This is a genomic window from Nocardioides sp. F233, assembly GCF_057813895.1.
This window is the reverse complement of sequence record NZ_JBVASH010000009.1, coordinates 103,626-124,736: the sequence shown is the minus strand read 5'-3', so window position 1 is coordinate 124,736 and position 21,111 is coordinate 103,626. Positions and strand designations below refer to the sequence as shown.

At 72.6% G+C, this 21,111-nt stretch carries 22 protein-coding genes; 15 read left to right on the top strand and 7 right to left on the bottom strand.

What is annotated here, in order from left to right:
• Positions 1 to 123 precede the first annotated feature (123 nt).
• Entirely contained in the window at positions 124 to 1,314 is a 1,191-nt protein-coding gene (locus ACZYRU_RS25775; RefSeq protein WP_488959966.1) for a saccharopine dehydrogenase family protein, read from the bottom strand.
• A 67-nt stretch (positions 1,315 to 1,381) separates the two neighbouring features.
• Between ACZYRU_RS25775 and ACZYRU_RS25770 the strand changes: the two genes are divergently transcribed.
• Both ACZYRU_RS25770 and ACZYRU_RS25765 read left to right on the top strand, forming a co-directional pair.
• Positions 1,382 to 1,900, top strand: a complete 519-nt coding sequence (locus ACZYRU_RS25770; RefSeq protein WP_488959965.1) for a SigE family RNA polymerase sigma factor — start codon at positions 1,382 to 1,384, stop codon at positions 1,898 to 1,900.
• Positions 1,897 to 3,900 (top strand): beta-propeller domain-containing protein, encoded by a 2,004-nt coding sequence (locus ACZYRU_RS25765; RefSeq protein ID WP_488959964.1) that lies wholly within the window; start codon positions 1,897 to 1,899, stop codon positions 3,898 to 3,900. The genes ACZYRU_RS25770 and ACZYRU_RS25765 overlap by 4 nt, the downstream gene beginning before the upstream one ends.
• Before the next feature lie 48 nt (positions 3,901 to 3,948).
• Here ACZYRU_RS25765 and ACZYRU_RS25760 read toward each other — a convergent pair whose 3' ends face one another.
• Both ACZYRU_RS25760 and ACZYRU_RS25755 read right to left on the bottom strand, forming a co-directional pair.
• Complete coding sequence (locus ACZYRU_RS25760) at positions 3,949 to 4,353, bottom strand: type II toxin-antitoxin system VapC family toxin (protein ID WP_488959963.1); 405 nt, start codon at positions 4,351 to 4,353, stop codon at positions 3,949 to 3,951.
• Positions 4,353 to 4,610, bottom strand: coding sequence for a FitA-like ribbon-helix-helix domain-containing protein (locus ACZYRU_RS25755; RefSeq protein ID WP_488959962.1), 258 nt, complete (start codon positions 4,608 to 4,610; stop codon positions 4,353 to 4,355). The genes ACZYRU_RS25760 and ACZYRU_RS25755 overlap by 1 nt, the downstream gene beginning before the upstream one ends.
• Positions 4,611 to 4,655: 45 nt before the next feature.
• Between ACZYRU_RS25755 and ACZYRU_RS25750 the strand changes: the two genes are divergently transcribed.
• The 3 genes from ACZYRU_RS25750 to ACZYRU_RS25740 are packed head-to-tail and all read left to right on the top strand — an operon-like array spanning position 4,656 to position 6,293.
• Positions 4,656 to 4,922 (top strand): DUF2277 domain-containing protein, encoded by a 267-nt coding sequence (locus ACZYRU_RS25750; protein WP_488959961.1) that lies wholly within the window; start codon positions 4,656 to 4,658, stop codon positions 4,920 to 4,922.
• The gene (locus ACZYRU_RS25745; protein ID WP_488959960.1) at positions 4,900 to 5,460 is read left to right on the top strand and encodes a protein-L-isoaspartate O-methyltransferase family protein; all 561 of its coding nucleotides are present in this window, start codon (positions 4,900 to 4,902) and stop codon (positions 5,458 to 5,460) included. Before ACZYRU_RS25750 ends, ACZYRU_RS25745 begins: the two co-directional genes overlap by 23 nt.
• Positions 5,457 to 6,293 carry a Sir2 family NAD-dependent protein deacetylase gene (locus ACZYRU_RS25740; RefSeq protein WP_488959959.1) on the top strand — a complete coding sequence of 279 codons (837 nt, stop codon included), beginning with the start codon at positions 5,457 to 5,459 and terminating at the stop codon, positions 6,291 to 6,293. Before ACZYRU_RS25745 ends, ACZYRU_RS25740 begins: the two co-directional genes overlap by 4 nt.
• A 36-nt stretch (positions 6,294 to 6,329) precedes the next feature.
• On the opposite strand, the gene ACZYRU_RS25735 is transcribed toward ACZYRU_RS25740, so the two are convergent.
• The gene (locus ACZYRU_RS25735) at positions 6,330 to 7,016 is read right to left on the bottom strand and encodes an iron-dependent transcriptional repressor DtxR (protein WP_488959958.1); all 687 of its coding nucleotides are present in this window, start codon (positions 7,014 to 7,016) and stop codon (positions 6,330 to 6,332) included.
• A 223-nt stretch (positions 7,017 to 7,239) separates the two neighbouring features.
• On the opposite strand from ACZYRU_RS25735, the gene ACZYRU_RS25730 reads away from it, so the two are divergent.
• Both ACZYRU_RS25730 and ACZYRU_RS25725 read left to right on the top strand, forming a co-directional pair.
• Positions 7,240 to 7,959: a hypothetical protein gene (locus ACZYRU_RS25730; RefSeq protein ID WP_488959957.1), complete on the top strand. Its 720-nt coding sequence runs from the start codon at positions 7,240 to 7,242 to the stop codon at positions 7,957 to 7,959.
• Complete coding sequence (locus tag ACZYRU_RS25725; RefSeq protein WP_488959956.1) at positions 7,956 to 9,548, top strand: glycoside hydrolase family 13 protein; 1,593 nt, start codon at positions 7,956 to 7,958, stop codon at positions 9,546 to 9,548. Before ACZYRU_RS25730 ends, ACZYRU_RS25725 begins: the two co-directional genes overlap by 4 nt.
• An 18-nt stretch (positions 9,549 to 9,566) precedes the next feature.
• On the opposite strand, the gene ACZYRU_RS25720 is transcribed toward ACZYRU_RS25725, so the two are convergent.
• From ACZYRU_RS25720 to ACZYRU_RS25710, 3 genes are all read right to left on the bottom strand, one after another.
• On the bottom strand, positions 9,567 to 10,028 hold the full coding sequence (locus ACZYRU_RS25720) for a MarR family winged helix-turn-helix transcriptional regulator (protein WP_488959955.1): 462 nt from the start codon (positions 10,026 to 10,028) through the stop codon (positions 9,567 to 9,569).
• Positions 10,025 to 11,635, bottom strand: coding sequence for an MDR family MFS transporter (locus ACZYRU_RS25715; RefSeq protein WP_488959954.1), 1,611 nt, complete (start codon positions 11,633 to 11,635; stop codon positions 10,025 to 10,027). Before ACZYRU_RS25715 ends, ACZYRU_RS25720 begins: the two co-directional genes overlap by 4 nt.
• A gap of 511 nt (positions 11,636 to 12,146) precedes the next feature.
• Positions 12,147 to 13,130 carry a LacI family DNA-binding transcriptional regulator gene (locus ACZYRU_RS25710; protein ID WP_488959953.1) on the bottom strand — a complete coding sequence of 328 codons (984 nt, stop codon included), beginning with the start codon at positions 13,128 to 13,130 and terminating at the stop codon, positions 12,147 to 12,149.
• A 112-nt stretch (positions 13,131 to 13,242) separates the two neighbouring features.
• Between ACZYRU_RS25710 and ACZYRU_RS25705 the strand changes: the two genes are divergently transcribed.
• From ACZYRU_RS25705 to ACZYRU_RS25670, 8 genes are all read left to right on the top strand, one after another.
• Positions 13,243 to 14,595, top strand: coding sequence for an MFS transporter (locus ACZYRU_RS25705; protein WP_488959952.1), 1,353 nt, complete (start codon positions 13,243 to 13,245; stop codon positions 14,593 to 14,595).
• Positions 14,592 to 15,056 (top strand): type II 3-dehydroquinate dehydratase, encoded by a 465-nt coding sequence (aroQ, locus tag ACZYRU_RS25700; protein WP_488959951.1) that lies wholly within the window; start codon positions 14,592 to 14,594, stop codon positions 15,054 to 15,056. Before ACZYRU_RS25705 ends, aroQ begins: the two co-directional genes overlap by 4 nt.
• Positions 15,053 to 15,901, top strand: coding sequence for a shikimate dehydrogenase (locus ACZYRU_RS25695; RefSeq protein ID WP_488959950.1), 849 nt, complete (start codon positions 15,053 to 15,055; stop codon positions 15,899 to 15,901). The genes aroQ and ACZYRU_RS25695 overlap by 4 nt, the downstream gene beginning before the upstream one ends.
• On the top strand, positions 15,898 to 17,679 hold the full coding sequence (locus ACZYRU_RS25690; RefSeq protein WP_488959949.1) for a sugar phosphate isomerase/epimerase and 4-hydroxyphenylpyruvate domain-containing protein: 1,782 nt from the start codon (positions 15,898 to 15,900) through the stop codon (positions 17,677 to 17,679). The genes ACZYRU_RS25695 and ACZYRU_RS25690 overlap by 4 nt, the downstream gene beginning before the upstream one ends.
• 63 nt (positions 17,680 to 17,742) lie before the next feature.
• Positions 17,743 to 18,711: a MetQ/NlpA family ABC transporter substrate-binding protein gene (locus tag ACZYRU_RS25685; protein ID WP_488959948.1), complete on the top strand. Its 969-nt coding sequence runs from the start codon at positions 17,743 to 17,745 to the stop codon at positions 18,709 to 18,711.
• Positions 18,708 to 19,754 carry a methionine ABC transporter ATP-binding protein gene (locus ACZYRU_RS25680; RefSeq protein WP_488959947.1) on the top strand — a complete coding sequence of 349 codons (1,047 nt, stop codon included), beginning with the start codon at positions 18,708 to 18,710 and terminating at the stop codon, positions 19,752 to 19,754. The genes ACZYRU_RS25685 and ACZYRU_RS25680 overlap by 4 nt, the downstream gene beginning before the upstream one ends.
• Entirely contained in the window at positions 19,754 to 20,431 is a 678-nt protein-coding gene (locus ACZYRU_RS25675) for a methionine ABC transporter permease (RefSeq protein WP_488959946.1), read from the top strand. Before ACZYRU_RS25680 ends, ACZYRU_RS25675 begins: the two co-directional genes overlap by 1 nt.
• Before the next feature lie 4 nt (positions 20,432 to 20,435).
• Positions 20,436 to 21,095, top strand: a complete 660-nt coding sequence (locus tag ACZYRU_RS25670) for a hypothetical protein (protein ID WP_488959945.1) — start codon at positions 20,436 to 20,438, stop codon at positions 21,093 to 21,095.
• Positions 21,096 to 21,111: the final 16 nt, after the last annotated feature.

Sequence of the window (21,111 nt, the reverse complement as noted above, 5' to 3'; positions counted from 1 at the left end):
GGGACACGAGGGCCTCCGGTCAGTGAAGCGTTGAACTAGACAGCTCCACTTCACAACCGGAGGCCTTCGTCTGTCAGACAGGCTCACCGGTGCCGGGCGGTACAACCTCCCTGGACATCACAACTAGCGCCGCTCGAACGTGATCCCCGCCCGCTCCAGCCGAACCAGCAGCGCGTCCCCCATGGCCGTGGCCGTGGTGACCTGCCCGGCGACGTTCGGGTTGTCGTCGAGGGCCAGGCACAGCGCCGACTCGGCCAGCATCTTCGCGGTCTCGGTGTAACCCGGGTCGCCGCCGGAGACCCGGGTCCGCACCTTCGCGCCGGCGGTCTCGGCGACGAAGTCGACGGTGAACCAGGACTTCTCGCGCCGGCTCGGCGACGGGCCCTCGCCCTGCGGGACCCGCTTGAGGAGGGCGTTGCGCAGTGGCGGGACTTGGGCGGCGAGAGTCAGACCGGCGACGCCGGCCGCGCCGCCGGCGGCGTACCTCAGGGTCTTGGTGCCGGCGAAGTGGGAGTAGCTGAACGCGGGGCCGTACGACGGCAGGTGGGCGCCGCTGCGGGCCACGACGAACGGGTCGATGGTGGGCAGCGGCAGCAGCCAGTAGCCGAGGTCGTGGTCGCGGCGCGGGCGCCCGGCGACCGCTCGGGAGCGGCGGCCCTCGGGGCGGGGCTCGAGGCGGCGGCGGGCGGTCGAGGCCTCCTTCATCTGGCGGGCGCGGGAGAAGGCGGTGAGCGCGGAGTGGAAGGTGCCGCCGGAGAAGCCGGCACCGGCGCGGACGACGCCACGCATCGTGACCGGGGTCGTGATCTCGCCGCCGACCTCCTCGGCCAGCTCCTTGATCGTGAAGTACGCACCGAGGTCGTGCGGGATCGAGTCGAAGCCGCACGAGTGGACCAGCCGCGCACCGGAGCCCTCGGCGGCGGCGTTGTGCTCGACGTACGTGCGGTCGACGAACTCCGGCTCGCCGGTCAGGTCGACGTAGTCCGTGCCGGCGTTGGCGCACGCGGCGACCAGCGGGCCGCCGAACTCGACGTACGGGCCGACGGTGGTCGCCACCACCTGGGTCGTCGCGACCACCTCGGCCAGCGCGTCGGCATCCGCGGCGTCGGCGACCAGCAGCGGCAGGTCGGCCAGCGCCGGGTTCGTCACGGTGAGGTGGTCACGGACCGCCTCGAGCTTGTGCTCGTTGCGGCCGGCCAGCGCCCAGCGCAGCCCGGCGGGGGCGTGCGCGGCGAGGTAGTCGGCGGTGAGTCCCCCGGTGAAGCCGGTGGCTCCGAACAGGACGACGTCGTACGGGCGCGCGCTGTCTGCCATGCCCCCACTCTTCCATCCGCCGCGAACCCGATGGAACCCTCTCGCCCCCTGCGCCCGTCATAGCCACGTGGAACCCGACACCGAGGCGACGTACGCCGAGTACGTCCGGCAGAGCTGGCCGAGCCTGGTCCGCGCCGCCGTCTTCCTCGGCGCCCGCCCGCACGAGGCCGAGGATATCGCCCAGACCACGCTGGTGCGCTGCTACACCGGCTGGGGCAAGGTCAGCAGCGCGGAGAACCGCGACGCGTACGTCTACCGGATGCTGCTCAACTGCCTGCGCGACGTGCGGCGTACCCGCTGGTGGAAGGACCGGCAGTACGACGCCCCGCTCGACGGGCCGCGTACGGCGGAGCCCGACGCCACCGATCGGGTGGCGGTCGCCGACGCCGTGCACCGCGCCCTCGGCGGGCTGAGCAAGCCGAACCGCGAGGTGGTCGTGCTGCGGTACTTCGTCCAGCTCACCGAGCGCCAGACCGCCGAGGTCCTCGGCATCCCCGCGGGCACGGTGAAGAGCCGGCTGTCCCGCGCACTGGCCCACCTCGCCGCCGACGACCACCTCCTCGACTTCACCGGAGGCACCAGGTGACCGACCTCGAACGACTCTGGGACGACTACTCCACCGGCCCCGCGCCGGTGGGCGCGATCCTCTCCGCGGCTGCACCCTCCCCTCGCCGGCGGCTGCTGGTACGTCCGGTGCTGACCGCGGCCGCGGTGACCTCATTGGCCGGCGCCTTCGTCGCCGGCACCCTGGTCGACGACGGCGGCTCGGGCGGCGGGCCGGCGGCAGGTCCGCCAGGTCCGGACCGGCTGCCGCGACACGTCGCCTTCCAGGCCGACCTGGAGCCGGCCACGTCGTGCGACGACCTGCGGGCGTCGTACGTCGACCGGGCGCTGCAGGTCGTCGGCCCCTGGGGCTGGGGCGGCGGCCCGATCTACTACGCCGAGGACAGCCGATCCCGGTCGAGCGTTCCGATGCCCCAGGCTGCGGACTCGGTGGCCTCGGGCGCCGCCAGGGCCCCCCAGACCACGCGGCAGACGAGCAGCGACACCGGCACCAACGTGCAGGAGGCCGGCGTCGACGAGCCCGACACGGTCAAGACCGACGGCAAGGTGATGGTCGTCGTACGCCACGAGCGCCTCGACGTGTACGACGTCACCGGCTCCTCCACCGCGAAGCGCTCCTCGCTCGCCCTCCCCCGCATCGACGACCCCGAGATCCTGCTCGCCGGCGACACGGTCGTCGCCCTCGGCCGCGACGCGGCCAGCACCCCCGAGGCGCCAGGCACCCGCGTACTGACGGTGTCGCTCGCCGACCCGGCCGCGCCCGAGGTCGTCGACGACGTCAGCTACGACGCCGCGCAGGCCTCGGCCCGCCAGCACGGTGACACCGTCCGCCTGGTCCTGGCCAGCGGCCTGCCCGACCTCGACTTCGTCCAACCCAACGGCAAGCGCAGCGAGGACGAGGCCCTCGCCCACAACCGCAAGGCCGTCGAGGACAGCACCCTCGAGGACTGGCTCCCGACCGTCACCGCCGGCGACGCCAAGCCCCGCCAGCTGCTCGACTGCCGCGACGTCGCGCTCGCGCCCGACGAGATCGCCCTCGGCACCACCAGCGTCGTCGGCTTCGACGCCGGCACCGCCGACCGGCTCGACGCGATCGGGCTGGACGGCCTCACCGACATCGCCTACGAGTCGGCCGACCACCTCTACCTCGCCAGCTCCGGCGCCGGTCCCTGGAATTGCATCGACTGGTGCGGCGACGTCATCAATGGGACGGCTCGGTTCTTCCCCGGCGGCGGGACCAGCGGGTCGTCGTACCTCTTCGACTTCGCGCTCGACGGCACCCGCGCCACCCACGTCGCCTCCGGCGAGGTCGAGGGCGCGATCCGCGACCGGTGGTCCCTCGACGAGGCCGGCGGCGTGCTCCGGGTCGCCGTCGGCCCCACCAGCGAGACCGGCAACTTCAGCTCGGTGCTGACCCTCGCCCAGGACGGTCAGGACCTCGTCGAGCGCGGCCGGCTCGACGGGCTCGGCCGCAACGAGGAGATCCAGTCGGTGCGCTGGTTCGACGACCTCGCGATCGTCGTGACCTTCCGGCGCAGGGACCCGCTGTACGCCGTCGACCTCACCGACACCGCCGCCCCGCGCCTGCTCGGAGCGCTGAAGATCCCCGGCTTCTCGTCGTACCTCCACCCGCTGGGGCGGGCCCGCCTGATCGGCGTCGGCGAGGGTCTCGGCCCCGACGGCTGGGGCGCCCAGGTCGGCCTGTTCGACGTCCGCGACACCACCCGGATCTCCCGCCTCGACGTGCTGCCGTACGGCCCCAACACCTCCGCGCTCGCCGGCGCCGACCCCCGCGCCTTCACCTGGCTGCCCGACCAGCGCACCGTGCTGACCGTCGTGGACAAGTGGGGCAGCCGCCGGGTCGGCTACCTGTCGGTGCTGAAGCTTGCCGGCGGGAAGCTGCACGAGCGGCGGATCAAGGTGGAGTACGGCGACGACGTCGACCGCGTGCGCACCGTGCCGATGCCCGACGGGCGGGTCGTGCTCGTCACCGGGGAGGACGCGCAGTTCCTGGAGCTGTGAACACACCGGTCCGGCGGTCGGTCGGGAGCCGGGAGCGCGTCGGCACGCTCACTCGACCAGCCTGATGTCGCCCACCCCGCACGCCGCCGCAGCCCGCGCCAACCGACCCTCGGCCGTGACCAGCGGAACCCCGAACCGACGGGCGATCGCGACGTACGGCGCGTCGTACGCGCTGACGTTGTGCCGCAGCGACCACACGTCCCTGAGCAGCCAGCCTTCGAACGGCACGGCCCGTACCTCGGTCCGGATCACGGCGCCGGCGAGCTCGCCTGCCGCGACAGCGGACAGGCGGCCGGCCGACTCGAGCCGGGCGACGGTGCGCAGCACCTTGACGGGAGCATGGGCCGGCACGACGAGCTCAGGATCGGCGGTGACGAACGAACGGGCAGCGTCACCGCGCGCGCCCGCGTCGACGAGTGCGTGCACCCAGGCGCTGGCGTCGAGAACCTGCATCAGTTGCGGTCGATCCCGAACCCACCGTCGCGACCCTCGCGGATGATCGAGACCACCGACTCCGGGTCGTCCGACAGGGGCAGCTCGATGCGCAGCTCGACCGTCGAGTGGACGATGTCGACGTTGTGCCGGAACCGAGCCTCCCGGGTCACCAGGTCGAGCAGGTAGGACTGCAGCGACTGGCCCCGGTCACGGGCCGAGGCCGTCAGGGCATCCCGCACCTCGTCGGGGACGTCGCGGATCTGCAGGGCCACCATGCATGCATTCTACATGCACCCGCCATCCCGGCGTACGGTGGAGCCATGTGCCGCAACATCCGCCCGCTCAACAACTTCGAGCCCCCGGCGAGCCGCGACGAGGTGACCGCGGCGGCGCTGCAGTTCGTCCGCAAGGTCAGCGGTACGACGAAGCCCAGCCAGGCCAACCAGGCCGCGTTCGACCAGGCGGTCGCGGAGATCGCCCACATCACCCAGCACCTCCTCGACGACCTGGTGACGACGGCGCCGCCGAAGAACCGGGAGACCGAGGCCGAGAAGGCGCGTGCGCGTGCCCGGCTCCGCTACGGCTGATCGCCGCATCGACGACGCGTTCGCGGCCGTCCCCCGCGAGCGCTTCCTGCCGCCCGACCAACAGCGGTTCGCGGCGGTCGACCGCGCCCTGCCGCTGGGGTACGGCGTCACGAACTCCCAGCCCACCACGGTGCGCCGCATGCTCGCGCTGCTCGGCGTCGAGCCCGGGGACCGGGTGCTCGACGTGGGGTGCGGGTCGGGCTGGTCAACGGCGCTGCTCGCGCACCTGACCGGGCCGACCGGGCTCGTGATCGGGGTCGAGCTGGTGCCGGAGGTGCTGGCGATGGCGCTCGGCAACCTCGGCCCGCGCCCGACGAACATCCGGCTGCACCTGGCCGATCCCGCGGTGCTCGGCTGGCCCGCGGAGGCGCCGTACGACCGGGTGCTGGTCTCGGCCGACGCCGCCACCCTGCCCAACGCCCTGGTCCGTCAGGTCCGCCCGGGCGGGGTGCTGGTGGGGCCGGTCGCGGGCGAGATGCTGCGGGTGGAGCGGCACGGGCGGTACGTCTTCGTGCCGCTGCGTACCCTTGACCGGTGACGCTCGTCGGCCAACGGGACCCTGCGCTCGAGCGCTGCGCGTCCGGCCCGCTCGTCGTCCTGACCGGTGCGGGGCTGTCGACCGACTCCGGCATCCCGGACTACCGCGGACCCGGCGCGCCCGCGCGGATGCCGATGACCTTCCAGGAGTTCGTGTCCGGACCTGCCGCGCAGCAGCGGTACTGGGCGCGCAGCCACCTCGGCTGGTCCCGGATGCGCCGCGCCGCGCCCAACGCCGGCCACCGGGCCGTCGCCTCGCTCGGCGCCGACCTGGTCATCACCCAGAACGTCGACGGCCTCCACGAGGCCGCCGGCACTCGTGACCTCGTCGCCCTGCACGGTCGGATCGCCGACGTGATCTGCCTGTCCTGTCGCCGTACGACGCCCCGGGCCGCGCTCCAGCAACGGCTCGAGGACGCCAACCCGGGCTGGGCGGCCCGGCACGCCGACGTCGCGGTCCGCCCCGACGGTGACGTCGACCTCGAGGAGACCGCCGACTTCGTCGTCCCCGCCTGTGTGGACTGCGGCGGCCCGCTCAAGCCGGACGTCGTGTTCTTCGGCGAGAACGTCCCGAAGCCGCGGGTCGAGCGCTGCTACGCCGCGGTCGAGGCGCTCGCCGACGCCGACGGGACCCTGCTCGTGGCCGGGTCGAGCCTGACGGTGATGAGCGGGCTGCGGTTCGTACGGCGCGCCGCCCAGCACGGCATCGACGTCGTCATCCTCAACCGCGGTACGACGCGCGGCGACGACCTGGCCACGCACAAGGTCGAGGCCGGGACCAGCGAGTGGCTGACGGCACTGGCCGGGGCGCGGGTCGTCGCACCGGTGTCCTGAGGGCGGCTTGGACGACGAAACTCGTGTCCGGACCCGCTACAGCTTCCTGACGAAGATGTGGTCGGCCGCCTCGGGGAAGATCTCGGCGGTCTCGCCGCCGGCACCCACGAGCACGCCGTCGGCGGTGGCCTGGATGGTGATCGTCTTGTCGGGCAGCGCGCCGACCCGGCGCATCGCGCTCATCAGCGAGTCGTCCTTCTGCATCTCCTCGGAGATGCGGCGTACGACGGCGCGGGCCGACTCCGGCCCGGCGGCCTTGGAGAGCGGCTCGACGTCGGCCATGAAGTTCTCGCCGACGGCGTCCTGGCCGAGCTCGCCGAGGCCCGGGATCGGGTTGCCGTACGGCGACTCGGTCGGGTGGCCGAGCAGCTCGATCAGGCGGCGCTCGACGGTCTCGGACATGACGTGCTCCCAGCGGCACGCCTCCTCGTGGACCAGCTCCCAGTCGAGGCCGATCACGTCGGTGAGCAGGCGCTCGGCGAGCCGGTGCTTGCGCATGACGCGGGTCGCGAGGCGGTGGCCTTCCTCGGTGAGCTCGAGGTGGCGGTCGCCCTCGACGGTCAACAGGCCGTCGCGCTCCATCCGGGCGACCGTCTGCGACACCGTCGGACCGCTCTGGTGGAGGCGCTCGGCAATGCGCGCCCGCAGCGGGACGATGCCCTCCTCGATCAGCTCGTAGATCGTGCGGAGGTACATCTCGGTGGTGTCGATGAGATCGCTCACCTGCCTATTCTGACCCATTAAGAGTTCGCGCCCCTAGGTGGCGCCGTCGCGAGCGTCGCGAGGCGCGTGCGATGGCAAGGCGCCGGAGCGAAGGCAGGCTGGAAGCCTGTCGAGCTTCGGCAACGCCGCCAGCGCGCGTGCATCGCGGCGCGCAGCAGGCGCCACCTAGGGGCGTGAGCTCTTGGAGAAAGGCCGCGAACCAGCAGCCTGCAATGCTGGACCGGTGAGCACGCTGCCGCCGCTGATCGTCCCGCACCGCTTCAACGGCCCGCCCCGCTCGGGCAACGGCGGCTGGACCTGCGGGGCGCTCGCCGCGACGCTCCCGGCCCAGGGCATCGGTACGGCGGTCACCGTCACCCTGCGCCTGCCCCCACCGCTCGACGTACCGATGCCGGTCCTCGCGACCGCCGCCGGCGCCACGCTCACCCGCGACGGGCAAGCCGTGGCCGAGGCGGTGTACGCCGAGACGCGGCCGGTCCCCGTCGCGTCGGTGTCGGCCGCGACCGCCGCCGAGGCCGAGACCCGCTACCTGGGCCACCGCTCGCACCCGTTCCCGACGTGCTTCGCGTGCGGGCCGGACCGGCGGGTCGGCGACGGGCTGCGGATCTTCGCCGGCGCGGTCGCCCCCGGCGACGCCGACGACCAGCGGGTGGCGGCCACCTGGACGCCGTACGAGAGCGCGGTGCCGATCGCCTGGGCCGCCCTCGACTGCCCGGGCGGCTGGGCGAGCGACCTCGAGGGCCGCCCGTCGGTGCTGGGCCGGATGACCGCCGAGCTGCGCAGCCTGCCGCGCACCTCGGAGCGGTACGTCGTCGTGGGCGAGCTGCGCGGCCTCGACGGCCGCAAGACCTTCACCGCCGCGACGATCTACGGTCCGCACGACGAGGTGGTCGCGACGGCCGAGCACACCTGGTTCACCGTCGACCCGGAGTCGTTCCGGTGAGCGCGGCCCGGCACCCGTGGTGGTACGACGCCGTCGTCTACCAGGTCTACGTCCGCAGCTTCGCCGACGGCCTGCCCACCGGGGAGGGCAACGGCGACGGGATCGGGGACCTGCCCGGCATCACCTCTCGACTCCCCTACCTGCGCGAGCTCGGCGTCGACGCGCTGTGGATCACGCCGTTCTACACCTCGCCGCAGAAGGACCACGGGTACGACGTCGCCGACTACACCGACGTCGACCCGCTCTTCGGCGTGATCGCCGACGTCGACCGGTTGCTGGAGACCGCCCACGGGCTGGGTCTGCGGGTGATCGTCGATCTGGTCCCCAACCACACCTCCGACCAGCACGCCTGGTTCCGGGCGGCGCTGGCCGCCGGACCGGGATCGCCTGAGCGGGCGCGCTACCTCTTCCGGCCCGGACGCGGGAAGGACGGCGCGAAGCCGCCCAACAACTGGGACTCGATCTTCGGCGGCCCCGCGTGGACCCGGGTGCCCGACGGCGAGTGGTACCTCCACCTGTTCGACACCTCCCAGCCCGACCTCGACTGGCGCAACCCGGAGGTCGGGGACATGTTCGAGGGCGTGCTGCGGTTCTGGCTGGACCGCGGAGTCGACGGGTTCCGCGTCGACGTCGCGCACGGGCTCTACAAGGAGGCCTCGCTGCGCGACCGGGTGCGCCCGAAGAAGCCGAAGAAGTCGGCCGAGTCGATGGTCGAGCGGGTGCTCAACGACGAGCCGATGTGGGACCAGCCCGAGGTGCACGAGGTCTACCGACGCTGGCGCAAGGTGCTCGACTCCTACCCCGGCGACCGGATGGCCGTCGCCGAGGCCTGGACCCAGACCGCCGCGTCCATGGCGATGTTCATCCGTCCCGACGAGCTGCACCAGGCGTTCAACTTCGGCTGGCTCGGCACGCCGTGGTCTGCCGAGGCGTTCGCCGACGTCATCACCGACTCGATCGCTGCCGTCGCCGCGACCGCCTCGGCGCCGACCTGGGTGCTGTCCAACCACGACGTCGAGCGCCACCCCACGCGGTACGGCGGCGGCCCGGTCGGCCTCGCCCGCGGCCGTGCAGCCACGCTCGCGATGCTGGCGCTGCCCGGGTCGGCGTACCTCTACCAGGGCGAGGAGCTCGGCCTCGAGCAGGTCGACGTGCCGCCCGAGGCACGGCAGGACCCGTCCTGGTTCCGCACCGGCCAGCCCGGACGCGACGGCTGCCGGGTGCCGCTGCCGTGGGCGGGCGACGCGCCGCCGTACGGCTTCGGCGGGCCGGACGGCGTCCAGCCGTGGATCCCGCAGCCGACCGACTGGGCAGACCTGACCGTGGCAGCCCAGGAGGCCGACCCCGGGTCGACCCTGGCGTTCTACCGACGCGCGCTCGCCGCGCGGCGCGAGGTCTTCGCCGGTGCCGACGAGGACACGGTCGCCCGCGCGGAGGGCGACCTGCTCGTCGTACGCCGGGCGGGGGTGACCGTCGTCCTCAACGCCGGCACCGAGCCGGTCGCGCTGCCGGAGGGCGACGTCCTCATCAGCAGCGCAGCGGTGCCCGGCGGCCTGTTGCCGCCGGACACCGCTGCGTGGGTGCGCTGAGCCCGTGGGAGGGCGGGCTCAGCGGTCTGCGGGGATCCCGAGAGCGTCGTTGTAGCGGCGCAGGGACACCGCGAACTCCTGGAGCTCCTCGACCGGCCAGTCCTCCAGCCGCTCGGCGAGCAGCTCGCGCCGCTCCTCGGCGACGGTCTCGAGCCGTCGTACGCCCTCGTCGCTGACGCTGAGCAGGGTCGCCCGGCCGTCCTCAGGGTCCGGGGCCCGGTCGACGAGGCCGAGGTCGATCAGGTGCTGCACCTGGCGGCTGATCGCGCCCTTGTCGATCTCGAACACCGCGCACATCGCCGAGGCGCGCAGCGGTCCGTTGTCGCGGACGTAGCTGAGCATGAGGTACGACGAGGGCAGCAGGTCCGGGTGCACCGCCCGGGCCCGCTCGCCGATCACCCGGCGGACCCGCCGGATGAGTACGCCGACCTCCACCTCGAGGTCCTTGAGCGCCTCGCCGCGGTCGAGCGTGGTGGTCATCGTGCGGCCTCGAGCTCCGGCTCCTCGCCGGACTGCGCGACGGCCGTGGCGGGGCCGTTGGTGGTCCGCAGCGGGACCTCCTTGATGAACAGGATGCAGACGAAGGCGACGATCGCGAACGGGACCGCGACCATGAACAGGTGGCCGACCGCGTCGCCGAACGAGGCCTCGTAGAGCGCCCGGATCGGGGCCGGGAGGTCGGCCAGCCTGGGGATGTCGCCGGTGGAGTGCTGCATCGCGACGAGCTGCTCCTGGCTGATCTTGCCGGCCTTGACGAGGGCCGTGATGCCGTCCTTGACGCCGCTGCTGACCTGGTGGGCGAGCACGGCACCGAGCGCCGCGACACCGGCCGAGCCACCGATGGAGCGGAACATCGCGACCACCGAGCTGGCTGCGCCCAGGTCCTCCACGGCGACGTTGTTCTGCACCGACAGGACCAGGTTCTGCATGGTCGCGCCGAGGCCGATGCCGACCAGCGCCATGTAGCTGCCGACGACCACGAGCGGGGTGTCCACGTCGATCGTGCCGAGCAGCGCGATGCCGGCGATGACAAAGAGCATGCCGCCGACGAGCCAGCGCTTCCACAGGCCCGTCTTCGTGATGACCCGGCCGCTGACGATGCTCGACACGAGCAGGCCGCCGACCATGCAGACCGACATCAGGCCGGCCTCGGTGGGGCTCATGCCGCGGGCGAGCTGGAAGTACTGGCTGAGGTAGACGGTCGCGCCGAACATCGCGACACCGATCATCACCGAGGCGGCGGTGGCCAGCGCGGTGGTGCGGTCGCGGAACAGACGCAGCGGGATCACCGGCTCGCTGGCGACCTTGGCCTCGACCCACAGGGCGCCGCCGATGAGGGCGAGGCTGCCGACGACGAGAGCAGCCGACGTACCGGAGATCCAGTCGAAGTTGGTGCCGGCGAGGCTGACCCAGACCAGGATCAGGCTGATGCCGGCCATGATCAGGGTGGCGCCGGCGTAGTCGATCTTGACGTCGCGCTTGATGGTCGGCAGGTGCAGGGTCTTCTGGAGGACGACGAAGGCGATCGCGGCGATCGGGATGCCGACGATGAAGCAGCCGCGCCAGCCCATCGGGCTGTCCACGATCAGGCCGCCGAGCAGCGGACCACTGACGGTCGCCGTGGCGAAGACCGCGCCGATGTAGCCGCTGTAGCGACCGCGCTCCCGCGGGGAGACCATCGAGGCGATGACGACCTGGACCAGCGCGGTGAGACCACCGACGCCGAGGCCCTGGAAGGCACGCGCGCCGATCAGCACGCCCATGCTGGGCGCCACCGCGGCGACGACCGAGCCGATCGAGAAGATGACCAGGGCCGCCTGGACGAGCAGCTTCTTGCTGAACAGGTCGGCGAGCTTGCCCCAGATCGGGGTGGTGGCCGTCATGGTCAGCAGCGTCGCGACCACGACCCACGTGTAGCCGGTCTGGCTGCCGTGCAGGTCGGTCACGATCGCGGGGAGGGCGTTGCTCACCACGGTGCTGGAGAGCATGGCCACGAACATCGCGAGCAGCAGCCCGGTCAGGGCCTCCATGATCTCGCGGTGGGTCATCTGGCCCGGTTCGGCGGTGGCCGACGGAGCGTTCGTCATCGAGTCGTCATCTCTTCTCGTCTTCACCCGAATGGTTGTCGTAGATCAACCATATGCCCAGATGGTTGACGCCGGCAACTTTCCGTGACGGGAGAGACAGGGAGCGGGGGCGGCCGGACTCCGGTTCATCACGGGATGTAGGCGAACAGCCGCTTCCCCAGCGGAACTCCGCCGGAGAAGTGCCCACTCGCCTACATCCCGTGATGAACCGCCCCCCGGCCGGGTCTCGATCGGCCGTCGCGGCCTCCTTCCTCGGTCGCACGACGGCCGGTGAAAAAAGCAGCGACCCGCAGGTGCGGTCCTCGGACCGGGCCGGGGGACGATCCCGGTTTCACCTGCGGGTCGGGTGGCTGCGTTGGTTTCGCGCGCAGCCCGTCGGTACTGCGGGGCTGCTAGCGGGCAGCCACCTCACGCGTCCTGGAAGAACTCATTCTTCAGACCACCTCCTTTCCCGTGTGCGACAACGGTAGGTCGCGGATCGGGCGGGCACAACGGCATTTTCCGGGCGAGCTCAGGGACGGGGTCCGGTGGAGTCCCGCACCCGCAGCTGCGTGGGTACGACGACCGCGGTCGTCGTACCGGAGGGCGGGCGGAGCAGGAGCTCGACGGCACAGGCACCGGCGTCCTCGGTGCGCTCGGCGAGCGTGGTGAGGGCAGGCTGGCAGAAGTCGGCGCCGAACATGTCGTCGAAGCCGACCACGCTGACCTCGTCCGGGACGCGCACGCCGCGAGCCGCGAGCCGCCGCAGGACGCCGATGGCGAGCATGTCGTTGTGGCAGACCACAGCCCGGGCTCCAGCAGCGAGCGCCGCGTCCGCCGCGGCCGGACCACCCTGGAGGGTCGGCAGGTAGGGACCCAGCCGGCGAGCGCCCACGCCCGCGGCCGAGGCGGCGGCCTGCAGACCGGCCCAGCGCCGGGCACCCGACCAGGACTCGTGCGGACCACCCAGGAACACCAGCGAGTCGTGGCCGAGCGAGGCCAGGTGGTCGACGATCTGCCGGGTGCCGGCGTCGTAGTCGGCGACCACCGAGGGCACGCCCGGCAGTGTGCGGTTGACGAGCGCCAGCCGGTTGCGGGCGCCCGCGGCGGCGAGGTCGTCGTCGGTGCCACGGGCAGCGGCGACCACGATGCCGTCGACGGCCGGGCCGAGGCGGGCGATCAGCTCGCCCTCCTTGGCCGCGCTCTCCTGGGTGTCGCCGAGCACCAGCGTCTTGCCGGCCGCCGCGGCGGCCCGCTCGGCGCCCTTGATCGCGCCCGCGAAGTAGGGGTTGGTGATGTCGGGGACGAGCAGCGCGTAGGTGTGGGTGCGGCCCGAGCTCATCGCGCGGGCGCTCGGGTTCGGCACGTAGCCGAGCCGGGCGGCGACCTCGAGGACGTGCCCGCGCGTGGTCGCGTTGACCCGGTCCGGCGTGCTCAGCGCGCGCGACACGGTGGAGGTCGCGACGCCCGCGGCCTCGGCGACGTCGGTGATGGTGACCCGCTTCGGAACTGCCACGACGGCAGTGTATGGCAAGAAATGGCAAACGATTGCCGTGTGACGGGCGCCACTCGTAGCGTCCTGCGCAGTTCGCGTCCACAGGGGAGGCGACGGAGAAAGGCAGTTCGAGATGGCCCAGGACCTCGCCCCGGTCCGCACCCCGCGGAAGGCCGCACTCGCGGCATGGTGCGGCAGCGCGCTCGAGTACTACGACTTCGCGATCTACGGCACCGCCGCCGCCCTGGTGTTCCCCAAGATCTTCTTCCCCGAGGGCAACGAGACGGCGGCCAGCATCGCCTCCTTCGCCACCTTCGGCGTCGCGTACGTCGCCCGCCCGATCGGCTCCTTCTTCATGGGCCACGTCGGCGACCGGCTCGGTCGCAAGCGGATCCTGATCGGGACCCTGCTGCTGATGGGCGTCTCGACCTTCCTGGTCGGCTGCCTGCCGACGTACGGCCAGGTCGGCATGCTCGCCCCGGCACTGCTCGTCGTGCTCCGCCTGCTGCAGGGCCTGTCCGCCGCGGGCGAGCAGGCCGGCGCCAACTCGATGTCCTTCGAGCACGCGCCCGACGACCGCCGCGGCTTCTTCACGAGCTTCACGCTCAGCGGCACGCAGGGCGGCCAGATCCTCGCCCCGGCGGTGTTCCTGCCACTGGCCGCCGTGCTCCCCGAGGACGCGCTGCTCAGCTGGGGCTGGCGGGTGCCGTTCTGGCTGAGCGCCGCGGTCGTGCTGATCGGCTTCCTGATCCGCCGCACCCTCGACGAGACCCCCGAGTTCCACCGCGAGGCCGCGCGCGACGAAGCACCCAGGGCGCCGCTCGGCGTGCTCTTCCGCGACCACTGGACCGGCGTGATCCGCGTCTTCTTCGCCGCCTTCGTCGCGGTCGTCAACACCATGTTCGCCGTCCTCGCGCTCAACCTGGCGACCTCCGAGGACTACGGCATCGAGATCAGCAAGACCACCATGCTCTGGCTGGCGATCGTCGCCAACATCGTCGCCGTCGGCACCATCCCGCTGTGGGCCACCGTGTCCGACCGGATCGGCCGCAAGCCGGTCTTCGTCACCGGCCTCGTCGGCAGCAGCATCCTGGTGACGCTCTTCCTGTGGTCGATCACGCAGCACAACGTGCCGCTCGTGGTGATCAGCGGCATCGCGCTCGCCGGCGTCGTCTACAGCATGCCCAACGCCGTGTGGCCCGCGACGTACGCCGAGTACTTCCCCACCTCGGTCCGCCTCTCCGGCATGGCGATCGGCACCCAGTTCGGGTTCGCCCTCGCCGGCTTCACGCCCACCATCGCCGGCTGGCTGCTCGACGGCGACGCCGGCAACTGGTACCGGGTCGCGGCCTTCGTGGTCGCCGCCTGCGGCATCTCCGCAGTCGCCGTGCTCACCGGCCCGTCCGGCACGCACCGGGTCCCCACCGCCGAGGTCGGCCGTACGACGGCCCGCGGCACCCTGCCGGTGCCGGAGCTCGCCCGATGAGCACGCGCCCGGTCGTCGCCGTCCTCAACGGCCCCAACCTCAACCTGCTGGGCGAGCGGGACCCGAAGGCCTACGGCACGCTCACCCTGGCCGAGATCGAGAAGCTCTGCCACGAGGCCGCCGACCGGCTCGGGTACGACGTCGACTTCCGGCAGACCAACCACGAGGGCGTGCTCGTCGACGCGATCCACGAGCTGCGGCACACCGCGGCCGGTGTGGTGGTCAACGCCGCAGCGCTCTCCCACACCTCGGTCGGGGTGCGCGACGCGCTCGCCGTCGTCGACGGACCGGTCGTGGAGGTGCACCTGACCAACATCCACCGCCGCGAGGCCTTCCGCCACCACTCGTACGTCGCCGAGGTGGCCGACGGGATCGTCACCGGCTGCGGCGCCCGCGGCTACGCGATGGCGGTCGAGCACGTCGCGCACCTGGCCGACGAGCGTGCGGAGGAGCAGCCGTGACCGCGTCGTACTCCCTCGGCCTGGTCGGCGCCGGCATCGGCGGCTCGCTCACCCCCGCGATGCAGGAGGGCGAGGGCCGGGCGCACGGCGTGGCCCTCACCTACCGGCGCATCGACGCGGAGGTGCGCGGGTTCGGCGTCGACGACCTGCCCGCGCTGGTCGGCTGGGCGAAGGCGTTCGGCTTCGACGGCCTCAACATCACCCACCCGTTCAAGCAGGCCGTGCTGCCGCTCCTCGACGACATCTCGCAGGCCGCCGACGACCTGGGCGCCGTCAACACGATCGTGGTCCGCGACGGCCGGCTGATCGGCCACAACACCGACTGGTCCGGCTGGGGCCGGGCGTTCCGCTCGGCGCTGCCCGACGCGGTGACCGACCGCGCGGTCGTCGTCGGCGCCGGAGGCGCCGGGCTCGCCGTCGCCTACGCCCTGCTCGACCAGGGCGCCGCGCACGTCGCGATCCACGACGCCGACACGGAGCGCGCCCAGGCGGCCGCCATCCGGCTCGGCAAGAGGTTCGCGGCCGAGCGGATCACGCCGGTCGACGACGTCGCCGCCGCCCTCGCCGATGCGCAGGGCCTGGTCAACGCGACCCCGATCGGGATGCACGGCCACGCCGGCCTGCCCGTCGTACCGGCGTTGGTCGACCCCCGGCTGTGGGTGGCCGACGTCGTCTACTTCCCGCTCGAGACCGAGCTGATCGCGCTCGCCCGCTCCCGCGGGTGCCGGGTCGTCCCCGGCGGCGGGATGGCGGTCGGCCAGGCGGTCGACGCCTTCGAGCTGTTCACCGGCCGGCAGGCCGACGCGGACCGGATGGCCCGCCACTTCGCGGACCTGACGTCGTGACCGCGTCGCGCCTGCGTCGCAGCATCGCGACCGTCTCCCTGTCCGGCCTGCTCTCCGACAAGCTCGACACGGTCGCAGCGGCCGGCTTCGACGGCGTCGAGGTCTTCGACAACGACCTGATCGCCTCACCTCTGAGCCCCGAGGAGGTCGCGAAGCGGTGCGCCGACCTCGGCCTGCTGATCGAGCTGTTCCAGCCGGTGCGCGACGTCGAGGGGGTCCGGCCCGCGGACTTCCCGGCCGTCGTACGACGCGTGAGCCGCAAGCTCGACGTCGCGGCAGCCCTGGGCGCTCCCGTCGTCCTGCTCTGCTCCAACGTCCAGCCCGACGCGATCGACGACCCGGACCTGTCGGCCGCGCAGCTGGCCACCCTCGGCGACCTCGCCGCCGAGCGCGGCCTGGTGCTCGCCTTCGAGGCGCTGGCCTGGGGCCGCCACGTCGACCGGGTCGGCCAGGCCTGGGACGTCGTGCGCCGCGCCGACCACCCGGCCCTCACCCTCGCCGTCGACACATTCCACCTGCTCTCCCGCGGCGACGACGCCCGTGCCCTCGCGGGCGTCCCCGGCGACCGGATCGGGATCCTCCAGGTCGCCGACGCCCCGCTGCTCGACATGGACGTGCTCGAGTGGAGCCGGCACCACCGCTGCTTCCCGGGCCAGGGGACGATGGACGTGACCGGGGTAGTCGAGGCCGTCCTCGCCGCCGGGTACGACGGCCCGCTCTCCCTCGAGGTGTTCAGCGACGTCGTGCGGGAGTCCCCCGCCGCCATCACCGCCCGCGACGCGCTGCGCTCGCTGGTCCACCTCGAGGACGACCTGGCTCGCCGCGACCCGGCCGCCGCCCCGATCGCCCCGCCCGCCCCCGAGCGCGCCGACGCGGCCTTCCTCGAGCTCCCGGCGAGCCCGGCCACCGACGACCTGCTCGTCCGGCTCGGCTTCACCCTGGCCGGCTGGCACCACCACAAGCCGGTCGCGCGCTGGCGCAACGGCGCCGCAGAGGTGCTGGTCAACGCCGGCGCCACCGGCCCCGCGCTGGGCATCGCCGCCGCGCCCGTGGCGCAGGTCGCCGAGCGCGCGACCGCCCTGCTGTGGCCCAGCGTCGCGGTCGCGCGGACCGCCGGCGACACTCGGCTGCCCGGCATCACCTCCCCCGCCGGCGTCCCGGTCTTCGTCAGCGCGCCGGCCGGTGAGGACGAGGACTGGCACCACGACTTCGCCGCCGCCGAGCCGGACGACGGCGGCTGGCTCGGCATCGACCACGTCGGCGTCGCCGTCCCCGCCCGCACGCTGAACGAGGAGGTCGCCTTCCTGCGCACCCTCCTCGGCCTGGAACCGGCCGCCCTCGAGGAGTTCATCGACCCGCACGGCCGGGTCCGCAGCCGCGCCTTCCGGCCGGCCGCGGGCGACCTGCGGCTGGTCGTCAACGTGCCCGACGTCGCCGCCGCACGGCCGCCGTCGGGCGTCGTCCAGGTCGCCTTCCGGTGCACTGACCTGCTGGCGGAGGTACGCCGGCTGCGCGCGAGCGGCGTCCCCCTCATGCCGGTCCCGGACAACTACTACGCCGACCTCGACGCGCGCTTCGACCTCGATCCCGCGTTCCTGGCCGAGCTCCGCGCCCACGGCGTCCTCTACGACCGCGCCGGCGACGGTGAGCTGCTGCACGCCTACACCCCCGTGCTCCCGCAGGGCTTCTGCGTCGAGCTGCTCGAACGCCGCGGCGGGTACGACGGCTACGGCGCCGCCAACACCCACGTCCGGCTCGCAGCGCAGGCCTCCTCGTGACCCTGTGACGCAGGCAACGCCCCACCCGGGAATGTCTAGCGATTTGGTGGCATTAACTCCGTCATGTCCGACCAGACCCCCCTCATCGAGGCCCCGAAGTCCCGGCTACCGCTGGTGATCGGTGCGGCCGTGGCCGTGCTCGCCGTCATCGCGGCGGCGATCTTCTTCCTGACCCGCGACGGCGACGACACCCGCCGCGCGACCGACGGCGACGGCTCCGCCGAGCTGTCGAAGGACGACCCGGTGAAGGTGGTGCTCGGCACGGTCGGCGCCAGCGACCCGTACTGGAAGACGTTCGAGAAGGCCGCGAAGGACGCGGGCATCGAGCTCGAGATCCGCGACTTCGCGGAGTACCCGCTGCCCAACCCGGCGCTGGCCGAGGGCGAGCTGGACGCCAACCAGTTCCAGCACATCGTCTACCTGGCCGAGTACAACGTCGCCAACGACGACGACCTGGTCCCGCTCGGCGCGACCGCGATCTACCCGCTCGGCCTCTACTCGCAGAAGTACGACGACGTCGCGGACATCCCCGACGGCGAGACCGTGATCGTCCCCGACGACGACTCCAACCAGGCCCGTGGCCTGCTGGTGCTGCAGTCCGCCGGCCTGATCAAGCTCAAGGACGGCGGCTCGATCTTCTCGACCGTCGCCGACGTCGACGAGTCCGCCTCCCGGGTGAAGGTGAAGGCGCTGCAGGCCGACCTGACCCCGACCTCACTGCCCGACGTCGCCGCCGCGATCGTCAACAACGACTTCGTCGAGGACGCCGGGCTGAAGTTCGACGACGCCATCGCCGTCGACGACGCGAGCGACCCCAAGGCGATCCCGTACGTCAACATCTTCGCCGTCCGTGCCGACGACAAGGACAACCCGGCACTGAAGAAGCTGGTCGAGGTCTACCAGCAGACCCAGGCCGTCCTGGACGGCGTGGACGAGGCCGCCGGCGGCACCGCCGAGTTCGTCACGATCAGCCAGGCCGACCTCGAGAAGAGCCTGCACGACGTCGAGAACCAGATCCGCGAGCAGAAGTGAGCGAGCCGCAGGTCGAGCCGCTCGTCGAGCTGCGCGGGGTCGTCAAGGAGTTCCCCGGCGCGCGCCGTGGCGACCCGGCCCACCGTGCGGTCGACGGCGTCGACCTGCGGGTCGGGGCGGCTGAGATCTTCGCGATCATCGGCTACTCCGGTGCGGGCAAGTCGACGCTGGTCCGCCTCGTCAACGCGCTCGAGCCGGTCACCTCGGGGAGCGTGGTGGTCGACGGCGTCGACGTCACCACGCTCCCCGAGAAGGGCCTGCGCGACCTGAGGCGCGGCATCGGCATGGTGTTCCAGCAGTTCAACCTGATGGAGTCGCGCACGGTGTGGGGCAACCTGGCCTTCCCGCTCACCGTTGCCGGCGTCCCGCGCAAGGACCAGCAGCTGCGGATCTCCGAGCTGCTCCACTTCGTCGGGCTCGCCGACAAGGCACACGCCCGGGTCAGCGAGCTGTCCGGCGGCCAGAAGCAGCGGGTCGGGATCGCCCGTGCGCTCGCGACCGAGCCGCGGCTGCTGCTCGCCGACGAGGCCACCAGCGCCCTCGACCCCGACACCACCCGCGACGTGCTCGACCTGCTCGCGCGGGTCAACCGCGAGCTCGGCATCACCATCTTGCTGATCACCCACGAGATGGACGTCGTACGGCGCATCGCGCACCGGGTCGCCGTCATGGAGGACGGCAAGGTGGTCGAGCAGGGCCGCGCGGTCGACCTGTTCGCCGACCCGCAGCACCCGGTGACGAAGCGCTTCGTCGGCACCGTCGTCGACGACCTGCCCGCGCCCGATGTGGTCGCCGCGCTGCGCGAGCGCCACGACGGCCGGTTCGTCCGGCTGGCGTTCCGGCAGCAGGAGGTGCGCCAGTCCGAGGTGTTCGCGACCTTCTTGCGCCACGACGTCGCCTTCGAGCTCGTCTACGGCGGCATCGAGGAGGTCCAGGGCACCACCTTCGGCAACCTCACCCTCGCCCTGTCCGGCGACACCGATGCGGTCGACCGGGCGCTGGCCGAGGTCGCTCCCCTCGTCGAGTGGACGGAGGTCGCGTGATGACCGCTCTCGCGATCGACACCCGCCTCGGCGACCTGCAGTCGGAGTTCTGGCAGGCGGCCGGCGAGACCCTGGTCATGGCCACGACCGCGCTGCTGCTCGGCGGCCTGCTCGGCCTCGGCCTCGGCCTGGGTCTCTTCCTCACCCGCAAGGGCGGCCTCTACTCGAACCGCCCGCTGCAGGTCGTGCTCAACGTGGCGGTGAACTTCTTCCGCCCCATCCCGTTCGTCATCTTCGTCGCCGCCCTGCAGCCGCTGGCGCGGGTGGTCGTCGGCACCGGCATCGGTACGCCGGCTGCCACCTTCGCGATCGTGGTCGCCGCGACCTTCGGGATCAGCCGGATCGTCGAGCAGAACCTGGTCACCGTGAACCCCGGCGTCATCGAGGCCGCCCGCGCCATGGGCGCCAGCCGCGCCCGGATCACCTTCGCCGTGCTCGTCCCCGAGGCCCTCGGCCCGCTGGTGCTCGGCTACACCTTCGCGTTCGTCGCGATCGTCGACATGACCGCCATCGCCGGTGTCGTGGCCGGCGGCGGTCTGGGCTCGTTCGCCCAGCGGTTCGGCTTCCGCCAGTTCGACGACGTCGTGATGTGGTCCTCGATCCTGGTGCTCGTCGCCTTCGTGATGGTCATCCAGCTCGGCGGCAACCTGCTGGCGCGCAAGGTGCTGCGCCGCTGAGGGCATGACGGCCCTGCCGGGCGGGTACACGCCCGGCATGGCCCGCCTGCTGATCCCCGCCGTCGCCCTGCTGCTCGCCCTCAGCGGCTGCTCGTCCGACGACGACGAACCGGACAGCACCCCCTCGCCCACGCGCTCGTCGACCACTCCCACGCCGACGCCCACCACCGCACCGAGCACCCCCACCCCCAGCACCGCGCTGCCGGCCCTGGTCATCCGGCCGGGCGCGATCGGCGACGCGCGGGTCGGGATGACCCGCGACGAGTGGTCGGCGACCGGGCTGTTCGCCGACGGCGCGGCGATCTGCGAGGGCGAGCTGATCCACTGGAAGGACGACCCCGACGGCGCCGGGCTCCGGGTCCTCACCGACGAGGACGCCACGATCACCCAGCTCTGGGTGACCGCGCCGGGCCCCGCCACCGAGCACGGCGGGGTCCAGGTCGGCTCCACGTACGGCGACCTGAAGGCGGCCTTCACGCCGCTGACCGAGCCCGTGGACGACGGCTACGACCAGTCGTCGGTGTTCCCGCCGGGCGAGGAGGACGGGCTCCCCTACTTCGGGTTCCTGCTCGACGCGCCCGCCGCCGAGGTCACCGACGACACCCCGATCAGCGCCATCGCCGTCACCGGCGGCGAGCCCGCCTACTTCCAGTTCGACTGCTGACGCAGCCGACAGCGCT

Bases quoted from the DNA above. Each gene is read 5' to 3' on its own strand.
- ACZYRU_RS25775 (WP_488959966.1), bottom strand. From the start codon at position 1,314: ATGGCAGACAGCGCGCGCCCGTACGACGTCGTCCTGTTCGGAGCCACC.
- ACZYRU_RS25760 (WP_488959963.1), bottom strand. From the start codon at position 4,353: ATGCAGGTTCTCGACGCCAGCGCCTGGGTGCACGCACTCGTCGACGCG.
- ACZYRU_RS25755 (WP_488959962.1), bottom strand. From the start codon at position 4,610: ATGGTGGCCCTGCAGATCCGCGACGTCCCCGACGAGGTGCGGGATGCC.
- ACZYRU_RS25750 (WP_488959961.1), top strand. From the start codon at position 4,656: ATGTGCCGCAACATCCGCCCGCTCAACAACTTCGAGCCCCCGGCGAGC.
- ACZYRU_RS25720 (WP_488959955.1), bottom strand. From the start codon at position 10,028: ATGACCACCACGCTCGACCGCGGCGAGGCGCTCAAGGACCTCGAGGTG.
- ACZYRU_RS25715 (WP_488959954.1), bottom strand. From the start codon at position 11,635: ATGACGAACGCTCCGTCGGCCACCGCCGAACCGGGCCAGATGACCCAC.
- ACZYRU_RS25705 (WP_488959952.1), top strand. From the start codon at position 13,243: ATGGCCCAGGACCTCGCCCCGGTCCGCACCCCGCGGAAGGCCGCACTC.
- aroQ (WP_488959951.1), top strand. From the start codon at position 14,592: ATGAGCACGCGCCCGGTCGTCGCCGTCCTCAACGGCCCCAACCTCAAC.
- ACZYRU_RS25685 (WP_488959948.1), top strand. From the start codon at position 17,743: ATGTCCGACCAGACCCCCCTCATCGAGGCCCCGAAGTCCCGGCTACCG.
- ACZYRU_RS25675 (WP_488959946.1), top strand. From the start codon at position 19,754: ATGACCGCTCTCGCGATCGACACCCGCCTCGGCGACCTGCAGTCGGAG.
- ACZYRU_RS25670 (WP_488959945.1), top strand. From the start codon at position 20,436: ATGACGGCCCTGCCGGGCGGGTACACGCCCGGCATGGCCCGCCTGCTG.